Below are 15,496 nucleotides of genomic sequence, written 5' to 3' on the forward strand. Positions count from 1 at the left end.
ATGGATCCGGTATTGATTGGCGAGATCCTCGCCGGGACAATGTTCCTTGGCGTGATCGGCTTTCTGCTGCTGGGCTTTCCGGTAGCATTTACGCTGGCGGGCACGTCCATTCTGTTCGCCTTTGCGGGGCTGTATTTCGGGGTGTTCGACATGTCGAACCTGCGTTCGCTGGCCGGGCGCTACACCGGCTACATGCTGAACGAGGTGTTGGTCGCCGTGCCCTTGTTCATCTTCATGGGGGTGATGCTGGAACGCAGCAATATCGCGGAACAGTTGCTATCCACCATGGGGCGGCTGTTCGGCGACATGCGCGGCGGGCTTGGAATTTCGGTCATCCTTGTGGGCGCGCTGTTGGCGGCCAGCACCGGCGTTGTGGGCGCAACCGTGGTCACGATGGGGCTGATTTCGCTGCCGGCCATGTTGCGGGCCGGGTATGACCCGAAACTCGCGTGCGGGTCCATCTGCGCCAGCGGCACGCTGGGCCAGATCATCCCGCCCTCGACTGTGCTGATCTTCATGGGCGACATGATCGCGGGCATGCACAGCCAGGTGCAGATGAGCCTTGGAAATTTCGCGCCCACCACCGTTTCGGTGGGCGACCTGTTCGCAGGCGCGTTCATTCCGGGGCTGGTGATGGTCGCGCTCTATATCGCCTATATCCTGTTCAAGGCCGTGTTCGACCCCGAAAGCTGCCCGGCCACCCCCATCCCGCCAGAGGAAAAGGCAGGCTTGGGGCGCGAGATCGTGACCGCGCTGATCCCGCCCTTGCTGCTGATTTTTGCGGTTCTGGGGTCCATCCTTGGCGGCATCGCCACCCCGACCGAAGCTGCGTCAGTCGGTGCCGTGGGCGCAACGCTGCTGGCCGGCCTGCGCGGACGTCTGAAGGCGCAAATCTTTGTCGATGTGGCGCGGCGCACGGCGGTCATCACCTCTATGATCTTCATCATCCTGTTCGGCGCGTCGGTCTTTGCCATCGTGTTCCGCCAGATGGGCGGCGACGATCTGGTGCATGAATTCCTGTCGGCCATGCCGGGCGGCGCATTGGGCGCGATGATTACCGTCATGGTTCTGATGTTCGTGCTGGGCTTCATCCTTGATACGTTCGAGATCATCTTCATCGTGCTGCCCATCACCGCGCCGACCCTGCTGATGCTGGGGGTCGATCCGGTCTGGCTGGGCGTGATGATCGGGGTCAACCTGCAAACCAGCTTCCTGACTCCCCCTTTCGGCTTTGCGCTGTTCTACCTGCGCGGGGTTGCGCCCAATTCGGTGACGACCGGCATGATCTACAAAGGTGCGGTGCCCTTCGTTCTGTTGCAGATCACGGCCATCGTGCTGCTGTTCATATTCCCGCAGCTTGTGCTGTGGCTGCCCGGGGTGCTGTTCTAAGGTTTTGACTTTGGCTTTGGGCGCGCCATTTGCCGCCCAAAGCCAAAGAGGACAGCATGACCTTACCCGCCCCGACGCGTGCTGCGGCACTTGCGCATCTTGCCGATTTCACGCCACATATGGGCACGCGCTACGCCAAGCGCCGCAACACCGATTACGGGCCGGGGCGGCATGGCGCGGTGTCATGTCTGTCGCCGCATATCCGCCGCCGCTTGGTGGCAGAGGATGAAGTGATCGCCGCCGCTCTGGCCGCGCATGGCCCGGAAGGGGCCGAGAAGTTCATTCAGGAAGTGGTCTGGCGCAGCTATTTCAAAGGCTGGCTAGAGCAGCGCCCCACCACTTGGGACAGCTACCGCGACGGGCTGGAGCGCGATTTCGAAACACTGGCGATTGACCGCAAATTGCGCGCACAAGTACAGGCCGCGACCGAAGCGCGCAGCGGCTTGGCCTGTTTCGATGCCTGGGCCAGCGAACTGCTGGAAACCGGCTATCTGCACAATCACGCCCGGATGTGGTTTGCATCTATCTGGATATTCACCTTCGGCCTGCCATGGCGTGTGGGCGCGGATTTCTTTCTGCGCAACCTGCTGGATGGCGACCCGGCATCGAACACCCTTGGCTGGCGCTGGGTCGCAGGGCTGCACACGCGCGGCAAGACCTATGCCGCGCAGGCGTGGAACATCGCTCAGTTCACTGACGGGCGCTTTGCCCCGCGCGAGGCCGATCTGGCCCCCGACGCCCCCGCGCTTGTACATGAGGAGCCGGACGGTTTGCCTTCCCGTCTGGGCCTGCGCGCCCCGGTCGTGCCGGACCTTTCCAAACCCACCGCCCTGCTGCTGACCGAAGAGGACTGCACCCCAACCCTGCCCGAAGGGTTGAACATTGTCACCACCGCCACGCTTGCGGCCAGCCATCTGCGTTCACCCGAACCGGTTGGCGACCATGTCGCCGCGTTCGAACGCGCCGCACTGCACGACACGGTGCAACGGCTGGGCCATAACGCGGTCAACATGCGTGCGGGCCTGCCCGGAGATCTGGCGAAATGGGCCGCGCAGGCCGGTGCGCGCCAGATCGTCACGCCCTTCGTGCCACGCGGGCCGCTGCGCGACTGGTTGAACAGCGCCACACCCGCGTTGGAAGCACATGGCATTACGCTGGCCGAGATGCAGCGCGACTGGGACCGCCATGTCTGGCCCCATGCCACCGCCGGGTTCTTCAAGGTGAAAACGAAAATCCCCAGCATACTGGGCACTGCGGGCTTGCTTTGAGGGGATCATGGTGAGCCGGCAGGGGTTCGAACCCTGGACCTACTGATTAAAAGTCAGTTGCTCTACCGGCTGAGCTACCGGCTCACTCTGAAGCCGCTACTTAGAAAAGCCGCGTCACAGGGTCAAGGACAAAAGCCACATGCGCGCAATGTTTTCTGGATGCACCGTGGCGCGGGGCTGGTCAGGCCGTAAACCCGTCGCTATATGGCGCGCATGACCAGCACGGCCCAAACATTTATCAAGATGCACGGCGCGGGAAATGATTTCGTCGTGATCGACTCGCGCCATCATGCGGGCGGGGTGATGACATCTGCGCTGGCGCGCGCCATTGGCGACCGGCATCGCGGCGTGGGCTTTGACCAATTGGCGGAGCTGCGCGCGGCGGATGATGCCGATCTGACACTTGATTTTTGGAATGCCGATGGCTCTCGTGCCGGGGCATGTGGCAATGCAACGCGCTGCGTGGCGGCGATGGTCATGGGGCAGACCGGCGCGCAAAAACTGACCATCCGCACCGCGCGCGGGCTACTGCTGGCCGAAAACCGCGACGGGCAAATCTGGGTCAATATGGGTGCGCCGGTGCTGGACTGGCACAGCATTCCGCTAGCGCATGCGTGCGATACACTGCATCTGCCCCTGCCCGGCGACCCGGCAGGGGTGGGCATGGGCAACCCGCATTGCGTGTTCTTCGTGGCAGATGCAGACACAGCCCCTGTGGCAGAGCATGGCGCCCAAGTCGAACATGACCCGCTTTTCCCGGAAGCAACCAATGTCGAATTCGCGTCGGTGGTTGCCCCCGACCACCTGCGCCTGCGGGTGTGGGAGCGCGGCACCGGCATAACGCTCGCCTGTGGGTCCGGGGCCTGTGCCACCGCAATCGCCGCCCATTTGCGCGGCCTGACCGGGCGGCAAGTGACCATCACCGCCGATGGCGGCGCGCTGATGGTCGATTGGCGCGAGGATGGCGTCTGGCTGACCGGGCCCGTCGCCACGGTTTTCACCGCGACGCTGGCCGCAGGATTCGGCGCATGAGCGCGCCGCGCTTTACCACGCTAGGCTGCCGCCTGAACGCCTATGAGACGGAAGCCATGAAACGGCTGGCCGAAGATGCAGGCGTGCGCGATGCGCTGGTTGTCAACACATGCGCTGTCACGTCAGAAGCCGTGCGCAAGGCGCGTCAGGAAATCCGCCGCCTGCGCCGCGACAACCCGGATGCGCCCATTATCGTGACAGGCTGTGCGGCACAGACCGAACCAGAAACCTTCGCCGCCATGCCCGAAGTGACCCGCGTGATCGGCAATGCAGAAAAAATGCAGGCCGCGACATGGGCCAGCCTGACCCCGGATCTGATTGGACAGACAGAGCGCGTCATGGTCGATGACATCATGTCGGTGCGTGAAACCGCCAGCCACCTGATCGACGGGTTCGGCACGCGCGCCCGCGCCTATGTGCAGGTGCAAAACGGCTGCGATCATCGGTGCACCTTTTGCATCATCCCTTATGGGCGCGGCAATTCGCGGTCCGTGCCTGCCGGTGTCGTGGTCGAACAGATCAAGCGGCTGGTGGCCGAGGGCTATCTGGAAGTGGTCCTGACCGGCGTGGACCTGACAAGCTGGGGCGCGGACCTGCCAGCCCAACCGCGCTTGGGCGATCTGGTGCGCCGCATTCTGCGGCTGGTGCCTGACCTTGCGCGCCTGCGGATATCATCCATCGATTCCATCGAAGCCGATCCCGCCCTGATGGACGCCATCGCCACGGAACCGCGCCTGATGCCGCATCTGCACCTGTCCTTGCAGGCGGGCGACGACATGATCCTGAAACGCATGAAGCGCCGCCACCTGCGCGACGACGCGATTGCCTTCTGCCAAGAAGCGCGCCGCCTGCGCCCCGATATGGCCTTTGGCGCCGATATCATCGCGGGCTTTCCGACCGAAACGGAAGCCATGTTCGAAAACTCGGTCAAGCTGGTTGAAGACTGCGGGCTGACATGGCTGCATGTCTTCCCCTTCAGCCCGCGCAAGGGCACGCCTGCTGCGCGGATGCCGCAAGTTAATGGTGCCGCCATCCGCGACCGTGCCGCACGGTTACGCGCCGTGGGTGACGCTGCGGTTGCGCGCCATCTGGGCGCACAGGTCGGGACCACGCACCCGGTGCTTATGGAAAATCCGCGCATGGGGCGCACGCCGCAATTTGCCGAAGTGGTATTCGGTGCCGATCAACCCGTGGGCCAGATTGTGCAGGCGCGGATTGCCGGGCATGACAGCGCGCAATTGACCGCGGGCGCATAACCCCGTCAGGGTTCGGTCATCCCCTTCAACCGATACAGCACATCCAACGCCTCTCGCGGCGACAGCGTGTCGGGGTTTACTTCTGCCAAGGCATCCAGCACGGGCGAGGGTTTCGCGGCCGCAGGTGCCGGGGCCTGCACGGCGGAAAACAGCGGCAGATCATCGATCAGCGCCTTGGGCGAATTGCTGCGCGCACCATCTTCCAGCGCCGCCAGAACCTCGCGCGCGCGCGCGATCACCGGCGCGGGCAGACCTGCCAATTTGGCCACTTGCACGCCATAGCTGCGGTCGGCGGCACCGCGCCGCACCTCGTGCAGGAATACGACATCACCGTCCCATTCCTTGACCGCAACGGTTGCATTCTGCACACCTGCCAGCCGGTCTGACAGGGCCGTCATTTCATGGTAATGGGTGGCGAACAGCGCGCGGGTGCGGTTCACATCGTGCAAATGCTCCAGCGTCGCCCAAGCGATTGACAAGCCATCATAGGTGGCCGTGCCGCGCCCGATTTCATCAAGGATCACCAAGGCGCGCTCATCCGCCTGATTGAGGATTGCCGCCGTTTCGACCATTTCGACCATAAAGGTCGAGCGCCCGCGCGCCAGATCGTCGCTGGCGCCCACCCGGCTGAACACTTGGCTGACCATCCCGATATGCGCGGCGCGCGCGGGCACCCAAGCACCCATCTGCGCCAGAATGGCGACTAGCGCGTTTTGCCGCAGAAAGGTCGATTTACCCGCCATGTTCGGCCCGGTCAGCAGCCAGATGGTCGCACCGTCGCCCGCCGACAGGTCACAATCATTGGCAATGAACGGCGCGCCTTCGCGCTTCAGCGCAGCTTCCACCACCGGGTGACGCCCGCCTTCGATTGCGAAGGCACGGCTGTCATCCAGTTTCGGCGCACACCAATCGCCCGCACGCGCCAGATCGGCCAAGGCGGCGGCCAAGTCGATTTCGGCCAAGGCCCGCGCGGCCTGCGACAGTTTGGCGGCGGCATCCAGCACCTGCGCGCGAAAGCCGTCGAACAGGCGCTTTTCAATTTCCAACGCCTGCCCGCCCGCGTTCAGAATGCGGGTTTCCATTTCGGACAGCTCGACCGTGGTGAAGCGCACCTGGTTTGCGGTGGTCTGGCGGTGGATGAAACGGTCCGACAAGGGCGGGGCCAGCATCCGTTCGGCATGGGTGCTGGTCACCTCAACGAAATAGCCCAAGACGTTGTTATGCTTGATCTTGAGCGACCCGATGCCAGTGTCTGCCGCATAATCGGCCTGCATGGCGGCAATCACGCTGCGCCCTTCGTCGCGCAGGCGGCGTGCCTCGTCCAGATCCACGTCATGGCCGGGGGCGATGAAACCACCATCGCGGGCCAAAAGCGGCGGTTCCGCGACCAAGGCGGCATCGAGCGCATCGTGCACGTCATCATGTCCCAGAAGTGCCGCGCGCGCTTGACCCAACAGGTCGGGCAGGCCCGCCACATCCAACATCGCGGCCAAGGCACCTGCCTGCGCCAAGGCTTGCCGCACCGCGCCCAGATCGCGCGGGCCGCCCCGGTCTAGCGATAGCCGTGACAAAGCACGGTCCAGATCGGGTACCGCTTTCAACGCAGCGCGCAGATCGGTGCATAACCGCGACTGGCCGTGCAGGAAGCTGACGCAAGCCTGCCGCGCCAGCGCAACATCTACCCGGCGCGCGGGCGCGGAAAGCCGCCGCTCCAGCAGGCGCGCGCCAGCGGCGGTGACAGTCCGATCGATCACCGCCAGAAGCGAGCCATCACGCCCCCCCGACAGCGCCTGCGTCAGTTCCAGATTGCGGCGCGTGGCGGCGTCAATCTGCACCGCGGCATCGGCACTTTCCACCGTGGGGGGCTGCAAAAGGGGCAGCTTGCCGCGCTGCGTCAGGTCCAGATAATCGACCAGCGCGCCCAGCGCCGCACGCTCGGGCCGCCCGAATTGCCCGAACCCGTCCAGCGTCTGAACGCCGTAAAGATCGCACAACCGCCGCTCGGCGGACCCACTGTCGAAACTGGCGGGTGCCAGCGCGGTCAGCGCCGCGCCCATATCTTCGATCACCGGGCGCAGCGCCTCTGCCATCGGGTCGGCCAGCAACACTTCGCGCGGGGCCAACCGCGCCAGTTCCGGCCCAAGCCGTGCGCGGATGCAGGGCATGACCCGCACTTGGCCCGTGGAAATATCGGCCCAAGCCAGCGCGCCCGCGTCGCGGATTTCGGCATAGGCAGCCAAGAAGTTATGCCGCCGCGCATCAAGCAAGCTGTCTTCGGTCAGGGTGCCGGGGGTGACAAGGCGCACGACCTCGCGACGCACAACCGCTTTGTAGCCGCGTTTCTTGGCCTGTTCGGGGCTTTCCATCTGCTCGGCAATCGCCACGCGAAAGCCCTTGCGGATCAGCGTGAGCAGGTACCCTTCGGCGGCATGATGCGGCACGCCGCACATGGCGATATCATCGCCCTGATGCTTGCCGCGTTTTGTAAGCGCAATATCCAGCGCCGCCGCTGCCGCGACCGCGTCATCGAAGAACAATTCGTAGAAATCGCCCATGCGGTAGAACAACAGCGCATCGGGATGCTGCGCCTTGACCTCCAGATACTGGGCCATCATGGGGGTGACGGTCTCGCTCACGCAGGCGCTCCGGGTAAAGACGGTGGCGTGGACAGTAGCGAAACCGACAGGGGGATTGAAGGGGGCTTTGCCCCCGCCCGGCCCATTCGGGCCGGACTCCCCCAGGATATTTTTGCAAGGATGAATGGGCGCAGGTTAGGCCGCGATCATCTCTGCCTGACGGACGATTACCTCGGCTTGTTTGATGGACGCGATATCGACCAAGCGGCCCTTGTAGACGGTCGCACCTTCGCCGCGTGCCTTGGCCTGTTCCATCGCATCAAGGATTTCGCGCGCCTCTGCCACGGCGGCCTCTGACGGGGTGAATACCTCGTTGGCAAGCGCCACTTGCTTGGGGTGGATCGCCCATTTGCCGACCATGCCCAATGTGGCCGAACGGCGGGCCTGCGCGCGAAAGCCGTCATCATCGCTGAAATCGCCGAAGGGGCCATCGACTGGCAGCACGCCATTGGCGCGGCACGCGGCAACGATTGCCGATTGCGCCCAATGCCACGGGTCGGACCAATATTGCGCGCCTTCGCGCAGCATGTAGTAGTTTTCCTGCGTGCCGCCGATGCCGGTCGTGGCCATGCCCATAGAGGCGGCAAAATCTGCAGCGCCAAGGCTCATCGCGGTCAGGCGGGGGCTGGCGGCGGCAATTTCAGCCACGTTGGTGATGCCGGCGGCGGATTCGATGATAACCTCGAACCCGATAGGTTTCTGGCGACCTTTCGCGGCCTCAATGGCGGTGACAAGCGCGTCCACGGCATAGATGTCGGCGGCGCAGCCCACCTTGGGGATCATGATCTGGTCCAGCCGCTCCGCGCCTTGTTCCAGCAGATCAACCACGTCGCGATACCAGAAGGGGCTGTCCAGACCGTTGATCCGCACCGAAAGCGTCTTTTTGCCCCAATCCACGTCATGCGTGGCGGCAATGACATTCGCGCGCGCGCTGTCCTTGTCAGAGGGGGCGACCGAATCCTCTAGGTCCAGATTGATGACATCGGCGGCGCTGGAGGCCATTTTCTCGAACAGGGCCACGCGCGAGCCGGGGCCAAACAACTGGCAACGATTGGGGCGGGCAACGGGTGCGGGTTGCAGACGGAAGCTCATGATGTGACCTTTCAGGACAGGAAATGTCGAAACGATGCGAAATTTTGGTATATTGTTGCATACCGCCATGCAAGGATTTTTCTGCGGCTGCACGAATTGCGCCGCGTTGCGGCATAACGATTGGTGGAATATTGCGCAAAACGCGAAATTTTCGTGAATTCCTGTTTATAGTAAAGCAAAACCTTCGAAATTCACGACAGTTTCCCCCTTGGATGAAGTAAAGTTCGACACACACGAACCTGCGACCTGATGGAGCCATCGATGATCCAGACCCCCTATCTGCTGTTCTTGGGCGATGCACCGGACCCGTTGGCCGCAAAAGTGGCCCAAGGGATCAAGGATTGGCGGCCCGATTTTGCCTTGGGTCAGTTCCGGATGGAGGGTTGCCGTGCCGATATGAAGCTGCCCGACATGACGCTGGCAGAGGCAAAGGCCGCAGGCGCGAAAACACTGGTCATCGGGGTCGCGAACCGGGGCGGAGTAATCTCTGCGGCGTGGAAAAAGGTGCTGATCGCGGCGTTGGAGGAAGGGTTCGATCTGGCATCCGGCCTGCACAACCTGCTGCGCGACGAGCCGGACCTGAAAGCCGTAGCAGAGGCCACGGGTCGCACCCTGCACGATGTCCGCGTGCCATCCGTGCAATACCCGATCGCCAATGGCGAGAAGCGCCGCGGCAAGCGGTGCTTGGCGGTGGGCACGGATTGTTCGGTGGGCAAGATGTATACCGCGCTGTGCATGGAACGCGAGATGGTCGCGCGCGGCATGAAGGCCAGTTTCCGCGCCACCGGGCAGACCGGCATCCTTATTACCGGCGATGGCGTTCCGCTGGATGCCGTGATCGCGGATTTCATGGCCGGGTCTGTCGAATGGCTGACGCCGGATAACGACCCCGATCATTGGGATCTGATCGAAGGGCAGGGATCGTTGTTTCATGTCAGCTATTCTGGCGTGACGATGGCGCTGATCCATGGTGGCCAGCCCGATGCGCTGATCCTGAGCCACGAACCCACGCGCACCCATATGCGCGGTTTGCCGGGCTATGGCCTGCCCTCGCTGGAAGTGCTGCGCGACACGGCGCTGGCACTGGCGCGGGTGGCAAACCCCAAGTGCCAAGTTGTGGGGATTTCGGTCAATACGGCCGCATTGGATGATGAGGCCGCATTGGCCTGCTGCGCCGAGATCGAAGCGCGGATGGGCCTGGCAACGGTGGACCCGTTCCGCCATGGGGCCGGACGGTTGGTCGATGCTTTGGGAGCGGTTTAAGGGGCTTTGCCCCTCTGGGGCCTGCGGCCCCATTCACCCCAGGATATTTGGGCAAGGATGAAAGGGGACAGGGTGTTTCGGGTTTTCCAGGATCGCTTTGCCTTGGCGGAAGTTTTCACCATCGCGCGGGGATCGCGGACCCATGCGGATGTGTTGCGTGCAGAACTGGTGCGGCACGATATAGCCGGGCAAGGCGAATGCGTGCCCTATGCGCGCTATGGCGAAACGATGGCATCTGTGCATAAGCAGATTGCAGGGCTGGCGGACGCGGTGGATCGGGCAGAGCTGCAAGCCGCCCTGCCCGCAGGTGCCGCACGCAACGCCGTGGATTGCGCATTGTGGGACTGGGAGGCAAAGCGCACCGGGCGCCCTGTCTGGGAATTGGCCGAGCTACCCGCGCCAGAGCCGGTTGTGACCGCGTTCACCTTGTCCCTGGATAGCCCTGACAAAATGGAAGCCGCCGCGCGCAAACATGCGGCGCGCCCCCTGTTGAAGATCAAGCTGGGCACGCCAGAGGATATGCCGCGGCTGGAAGCGGTGCGCCGCGGCGCGCCTGCAACGCGGATCATCATTGATGCCAATGAAGGCTGGGATGCCGATATCTATGCCGATCTGGCCCCGCATTTGTTGCGGCTGGGGGTGGAGATGGTCGAGCAGCCCCTGCCCGCCGGCCAAGATGACATGCTGGCCGAAATTGCCCGCCCGCTGCCGGTATGCGCGGATGAAAGCTGCCATGACCGCGAAAGCCTGCCGCGCCTGCGCGGCAAGTATGACATGGTGAACATCAAGCTGGACAAAACCGGCGGTTTGACCGAAGCGCTGGCGCTGCGCGAGGCGGCCCGCGCCGAAGGCTACCGCGTGATGGTGGGCTGCATGGTCGGCAGTTCGCTGGCCATGGCCCCAGCGGTGCTGGTCGCGCAAGGTGCCGAAATCGTGGACCTGGACGGCCCGCTTCTGCTGGCCGAAGACCGCGATCCGCCCCTGCACTACGACAGCGCAGGCGTGCATCCTGCCTTGCGCACGCTCTGGGGTTGACTACTCTTTCCCACGGCTTGCGCATAGGCTAAGGACAGCCCAGCCGCCACAAGGAGAGCCAGATGCCGCGTTATCGTTCCCGCACCACCACCCATGGCCGCAACATGGCAGGCGCGCGCGGATTATGGCGCGCAACGGGCATGACCGACAATGATTGGGACAAGCCGATCATTGCCATCGTCAACAGCTTCACGCAGTTCGTGCCGGGCCATGTGCACCTGAAGGATCTGGGCCAACTGGTTGCGCGCGAAGTGGAAAAAGCCGGCGGCGTGGCCAAGGAATTCAACACCATCGCGGTGGATGATGGCATTGCCATGGGCCATGACGGGATGCTGTATTCCCTGCCCTCGCGCGAGGTTATCGCGGATGCGACCGAATACATGGTCAACGCCCATTGCGCCGATGCGATGGTCTGCATTTCCAACTGCGACAAGATCACACCGGGTATGTTGATGGCCGCGATGCGGCTGAACATTCCGGCCGTCTTTGTTTCTGGTGGCCCGATGGAAGCGGGCAAGATAGAGATCGACGGGCTGGAAAAGGCGCTGGACCTTGTAGACGCGATGGTCGTCGCCGCCGATGACAAATACACCGACGCCCAAGTGCAGGCGATTGAAGAAGCCGCCTGCCCGACCTGTGGGTCATGTTCGGGCATGTTCACCGCCAATTCCATGAACTGCCTGACCGAAGCCTTGGGACTGTCGCTGGCGGGCAATGGCTCTACCCTTGCGACCCATGCGGACCGTGAAAAGCTGTTCAAGCGCGCAGGCCATCTGATCGTGGAAAACGCCAAGCGCTATTACGAGCAGGATGATGCCAGCGTGCTGCCGCGCAACATTGCCAGCTTCAAGGCGTTCGAGAATGCCATGTCGCTGGATATTGCCATGGGCGGGTCCACCAACACGGTTCTGCACCTGTTGGCCGCCGCGCATGAGGGCGGGATCGCTTTCAGCATGGCCGATATAGACCGACTGTCGCGCCGCGTGCCCTGCCTGTGCAAGGTAGCACCGGCCAAGGACGATGTGCATATGGAAGATGTGCACCGCGCCGGGGGCATCATGTCGATCCTTGGGCAGTTGGACAATGCAGGGCTGCTGCACCGCGATTTGCCAACCGTGCATAGCCCGACCATGGGCATGGCGCTGGACATGTGGGACGTGTCGCGCACGCAAGACCCGGACGTGCACCAGTTTTACCGCGCTGCCCCCGGCGGGGTGCGCACCACGCAGGCGTTTTCGCAGGCAAACCGCTACAAGACGCTGGATACAGACCGCGAGAAGGGTGTCATCCGCAGCAAGGAACACGCCTTCAGCCAAGATGGCGGTCTGGCGGTTCTGTTCGGCAATCTGGCGGAACAAGGCTGCATCGTGAAAACCGCAGGCGTGGATGACAGCATCCTGAAATTCAGCGGCCCCGCGCGGGTGTTCGAGTCTCAGGACGACGCGGTTAGCGGCATTCTGACTGGCAAGGTCGTGGCGGGCGAGGTGGTCATCATCCGCTATGAAGGGCCGCGCGGCGGGCCGGGAATGCAGGAAATGCTGTATCCGACCAGCTATCTGAAATCCAAGGGTTTGGGCGCGGCTTGTGCGCTTGTGACCGACGGGCGCTTCTCGGGCGGCACGTCGGGGCTGTCGATCGGCCATGTCTCGCCAGAGGCAGAGGAAGGTGGTTTGATCGGGCTGGTCGAGGATGGCGACCTGATCGAGATCGACATCCCCGAGCGCCGGATTGAGCTGAAGGTCGATGATGCGACCTTGGCCGAGCGCCGCGCCGCGCAGGATGAAAAAGGCTGGAAACCGGCCAAGCCGCGCCCGCGCAAGGTGTCGACCGCGCTGCGGGCCTACGCGGCGCTGACCACATCGGCGGCCATGGGGGCCGTGCGCAAATTGCCTGAAGGATGGTGAACCGAATGACCCGCATCGTTTATGTGAATGGCGACTACCTGCCCGAAGGCGAGGCCAAGGTGTCGATTTTCGACCGTGGCTTCCTGATGGCCGATGGCGTCTATGAAGTGACGACCGTCCTCGACGGCAAGCTGATCGACTTTGACGGGCATTTCACCCGGCTGGAACGGTCGCTGAATGAGTTGGACATCGCCAACCCGATGGACCGCGACCAATGGCTGGAAGTGCACCGCCAACTGGTCGCACAGAACGCGGTCGATCAGGGCATGGTCTATCTGCAAGTGACGCGCGGCGCACCGGGCGACCGGGATTTCATTTTCCCCGACCCCGACACAACTGCGCCCACGGTCGTGCTGTTCACCCAGTCGAACCCCGCGCTGGTCGATAGCCCGAAAGCGCGCAGGGGCATGAAGGTCGTGACCATAGACGATATTCGCTGGGGACGGCGCGACATCAAGACGGTGCAACTGCTTTACCCCAGCATGGGCAAGATGATGGCCATCAAACAAGGCGCGGATGATGCCTGGATGGTGCAGGACGGCGCGATCACAGAGGGCACGTCAAACAACGCCTATATCATCAAAGATGGCAAGATCGTCACGCGGGCGCTGTCGAACGACATTCTGCACGGCATCACCCGCGCCGCCGTGCTGCGCTTTGCGCGTGAAGCGCAGATGCAGGTCGAAGAGCGCAACTTCACCGTGGACGAAGCAAAAGCAGCGGATGAAGCCTTCGTCACCTCTGCCAGCGCTTTCGTGATGCCAGTGGTGTCGATTGATGGCGCCGAACTGGGCGGCGGCGTGCCCGGTCCTTTGGCCACCCGCCTGCGCGAGATTTACATCGAAGAAAGCCGCAAAGCCGCGATCTGACGGGCAACCCATGACATGCCGCATGGCTTTGCCTGCGGCATGTGCCCGGCCTACCAGACAACGCTGCGGTCGCCCGCGGCAATGATCGGATTGTCGGCCATGGTCACGCCGGGCACACGCACCACGATCCGGCCATTATCGGTAATCACCAGACCGTCCTCGCCATCTTCAACAACAATCTCGTGCGGCCCATCGGTGTCATCGGCCGTATCAACCCAGTTATATTCCAAGAAGTCCTCTTCCGGGTTGAAGTCGGTAATAATCGTCGGGCCTGCTCCTTCGGTGCCAAAGCCGTAGACCACAAACTGATCTTCGCCTGCGCCACCTGTCACGGTGTCGCCCAAGCCAGCCAGCAGGTTGTCCCTGCCCTCTCCACCAAAGATAGAGGTTGCGCCAACACGGCCCCGCGCTTCGGGACCGTCTTCGAACAAGGCGAACCCGGCACCGGCCAAGCGGTCGCCAATATCGGCGCTGTCACCGCCGATCAGCGTGTCCTCGCCATTCCCGGCAACTGCTGTCACCCAACCCGGGCCGTTAGAGCCATCAAACACGTCATCCCCATCGCCCAGCACGACCTGATCGATTTCTTCAAAGGTGACGGCGGGCCAACTGCCATCGGCCGGTTCTACCGTGATGATGCCCGTTTCGGCCACAGTGACGCGCATGTCCGCCGAAAGCTGCGACATGTCCAGCACGCTGAAGCGGTCACCGCCGCCAAAATTGCCGCCGCCTTCGAATTCGTCGGTCAGCAACAGCCGCACATTGTCATTACCCGCATCCTGATAAATCAGCCCCGGGGCCAAAGTTGTTTCGCCCTCCGAAGCGCCGATCACGGCCACGTCAATCTGGTTCAGCAGATCCTCTGGCGCAAGATCGGCAAACCCTTCAAGATGCGCCATGGGAACGCCATTTGCCAAAATCACCACGGCGCTGCCATCGTCGCTACGTTCTGCGGTCAGGCTTACACGGCCGTCAAAGTCGATGGGATCGCGCGCACCGTCTGGTGCCCCAAGTTCGGTGCGGAAAATCTGATCGAATGAGTCCTGAAAGCTGCGCTCTAGGTCAATGACAAGCCGATCTTCGTCGGGGTTGAAGTCGCGGATCAATGGCGGGCCCAGCGGATCCCCATACACGCTTTGCATATTGTCATTCTCGTCCAGCCCACCGGGTGAGATGACAAAACTATCCGTGCCATTGCCGCCGACCATGATAGAGCCGCCCGAACTAACCAGCACGTCATTGCCCGCACCGCCACGCATGACCTGCTCAGAGCCGGAATTGGATACATTCTCACCAAGAATGAGATCGTCGCCGTCGCCACCATACCCGTGGTCATTGTCCAGAACGAGCAACAGATCGTTTCCGGTCCCGCCATTCAGGCGCACGCCGAATTCCAGAAAGCCGACAAGCGTGTCGTTGCCACCAAAGCCGTTATAAACGCTCACATCGTCGCGCGAGTTGATCAGGTCGTTGCCGGGCCCGCCCTGACCGGTCATGCCGGGGTCGTTGTCCGGATTGTTGGGAGTGTCGGGATTGTCGTTTGGCCGAGGATCATCATCCGTGTCGGCAGCATCATTCCCTGAACCGCCGATGAAGGCGAGCGCACCAAAAGCGAACAACAAGGCAAGAAGACCCGTTCCAAACATCTTTAACCCCAAAAACTAAAACTAGCAAAATCTTAACCGTAGAGGCATGATTGGCAAGCCAGTTTCAGGCCCAGCCACCGGCTTTCCCCGTGATTGGTTCGGCAAG

At 62.8% G+C, this 15,496-nt stretch carries 11 protein-coding genes and 1 tRNA gene; 8 read left to right on the forward strand and 4 right to left on the reverse strand.

What is annotated here, in order from left to right:
- Both AWT76_RS15385 and AWT76_RS15390 read left to right on the forward strand, forming a co-directional pair.
- The gene (locus AWT76_RS15385) at positions 1-1,389 is read left to right on the forward strand and encodes a TRAP transporter large permease (RefSeq protein ID WP_072247114.1); all 1,389 of its coding nucleotides are present in this window, start codon (positions 1-3) and stop codon (positions 1,387-1,389) included.
- Between the two features lie 56 nt (positions 1,390-1,445).
- Entirely contained in the window at positions 1,446-2,657 is a 1,212-nt protein-coding gene (locus tag AWT76_RS15390) for an FAD-binding domain-containing protein (RefSeq protein WP_072247115.1), read from the forward strand.
- Between the two features lie 8 nt (positions 2,658-2,665).
- Here the strand turns inward: AWT76_RS15390 and AWT76_RS15395 are convergent.
- Positions 2,666-2,741, reverse strand: a tRNA-Lys gene (locus AWT76_RS15395).
- A 129-nt stretch (positions 2,742-2,870) separates the two neighbouring features.
- On the opposite strand from AWT76_RS15395, the gene dapF reads away from it, so the two are divergent.
- Entirely contained in the window at positions 2,871-3,689 is an 819-nt protein-coding gene (gene dapF / locus AWT76_RS15400) for a diaminopimelate epimerase (protein ID WP_407071414.1), read from the forward strand.
- On the forward strand, positions 3,686-4,945 hold the full coding sequence (mtaB, locus tag AWT76_RS15405; RefSeq protein WP_072247117.1) for a tRNA (N(6)-L-threonylcarbamoyladenosine(37)-C(2))-methylthiotransferase MtaB: 1,260 nt from the start codon (positions 3,686-3,688) through the stop codon (positions 4,943-4,945). The genes dapF and mtaB overlap by 4 nt, the downstream gene beginning before the upstream one ends.
- Positions 4,946-4,950: 5 nt before the next feature.
- Here mtaB and mutS read toward each other — a convergent pair whose 3' ends face one another.
- Together mutS and AWT76_RS15415 are read right to left on the reverse strand one after the other, a co-directional pair.
- Positions 4,951-7,560, reverse strand: coding sequence for a DNA mismatch repair protein MutS (gene mutS, locus AWT76_RS15410; protein ID WP_072247118.1), 2,610 nt, complete (start codon positions 7,558-7,560; stop codon positions 4,951-4,953).
- A 156-nt stretch (positions 7,561-7,716) separates the two neighbouring features.
- Positions 7,717-8,673 carry an L-malyl-CoA/beta-methylmalyl-CoA lyase gene (locus AWT76_RS15415; protein ID WP_072247119.1) on the reverse strand — a complete coding sequence of 319 codons (957 nt, stop codon included), beginning with the start codon at positions 8,671-8,673 and terminating at the stop codon, positions 7,717-7,719.
- A gap of 261 nt (positions 8,674-8,934) precedes the next feature.
- On the opposite strand from AWT76_RS15415, the gene dgcN reads away from it, so the two are divergent.
- From dgcN to AWT76_RS15435, 4 genes are all read left to right on the forward strand, one after another.
- The gene (dgcN, locus tag AWT76_RS15420) at positions 8,935-9,936 is read left to right on the forward strand and encodes an N-acetyltransferase DgcN (RefSeq protein ID WP_072247771.1); all 1,002 of its coding nucleotides are present in this window, start codon (positions 8,935-8,937) and stop codon (positions 9,934-9,936) included.
- Between the two features lie 72 nt (positions 9,937-10,008).
- Entirely contained in the window at positions 10,009-10,971 is a 963-nt protein-coding gene (dgcA, locus tag AWT76_RS15425) for an N-acetyl-D-Glu racemase DgcA (protein WP_407071415.1), read from the forward strand.
- 62 nt (positions 10,972-11,033) lie between these two features.
- Positions 11,034-12,875, forward strand: a complete 1,842-nt coding sequence (gene ilvD / locus AWT76_RS15430) for a dihydroxy-acid dehydratase (RefSeq protein ID WP_072247121.1) — start codon at positions 11,034-11,036, stop codon at positions 12,873-12,875.
- A 5-nt stretch (positions 12,876-12,880) separates the two neighbouring features.
- Positions 12,881-13,744 (forward strand): D-amino-acid transaminase, encoded by an 864-nt coding sequence (locus AWT76_RS15435; protein ID WP_072247122.1) that lies wholly within the window; start codon positions 12,881-12,883, stop codon positions 13,742-13,744.
- Between the two features lie 50 nt (positions 13,745-13,794).
- Here the strand turns inward: AWT76_RS15435 and AWT76_RS15440 are convergent, their stop codons facing one another.
- Positions 13,795-15,390 carry a hypothetical protein gene (locus AWT76_RS15440; RefSeq protein WP_072247123.1) on the reverse strand — a complete coding sequence of 532 codons (1,596 nt, stop codon included), beginning with the start codon at positions 15,388-15,390 and terminating at the stop codon, positions 13,795-13,797.
- Between the last annotated feature and the right edge of the window lie 106 nt (positions 15,391-15,496).

Origin of the sequence: Roseibaca calidilacus (genome assembly GCF_001517585.1) — a bacterium.
GTDB classification, from domain to species: Bacteria; Pseudomonadota; Alphaproteobacteria; order Rhodobacterales; family Rhodobacteraceae; genus Roseinatronobacter; species Roseinatronobacter calidilacus.

Bases quoted from the DNA above. Each gene is read 5' to 3' on its own strand.
- AWT76_RS15385 (WP_072247114.1), top strand. From the start codon at position 1: ATGGATCCGGTATTGATTGGCGAGATCCTCGCCGGGACAATGTTCCTT.
- AWT76_RS15390 (WP_072247115.1), top strand. From the start codon at position 1,446: ATGACCTTACCCGCCCCGACGCGTGCTGCGGCACTTGCGCATCTTGCC.
- dapF (WP_407071414.1), top strand. From the start codon at position 2,871: ATGACCAGCACGGCCCAAACATTTATCAAGATGCACGGCGCGGGAAAT.
- mtaB (WP_072247117.1), top strand. From the start codon at position 3,686: ATGAGCGCGCCGCGCTTTACCACGCTAGGCTGCCGCCTGAACGCCTAT.
- mutS (WP_072247118.1), bottom strand. From the start codon at position 7,560: ATGATGGCCCAGTATCTGGAGGTCAAGGCGCAGCATCCCGATGCGCTG.
- AWT76_RS15415 (WP_072247119.1), bottom strand. From the start codon at position 8,673: ATGAGCTTCCGTCTGCAACCCGCACCCGTTGCCCGCCCCAATCGTTGC.
- dgcN (WP_072247771.1), top strand. From the start codon at position 8,935: ATGATCCAGACCCCCTATCTGCTGTTCTTGGGCGATGCACCGGACCCG.
- ilvD (WP_072247121.1), top strand. From the start codon at position 11,034: ATGCCGCGTTATCGTTCCCGCACCACCACCCATGGCCGCAACATGGCA.
- AWT76_RS15435 (WP_072247122.1), top strand. From the start codon at position 12,881: ATGACCCGCATCGTTTATGTGAATGGCGACTACCTGCCCGAAGGCGAG.
- AWT76_RS15440 (WP_072247123.1), bottom strand. From the start codon at position 15,390: ATGTTTGGAACGGGTCTTCTTGCCTTGTTGTTCGCTTTTGGTGCGCTC.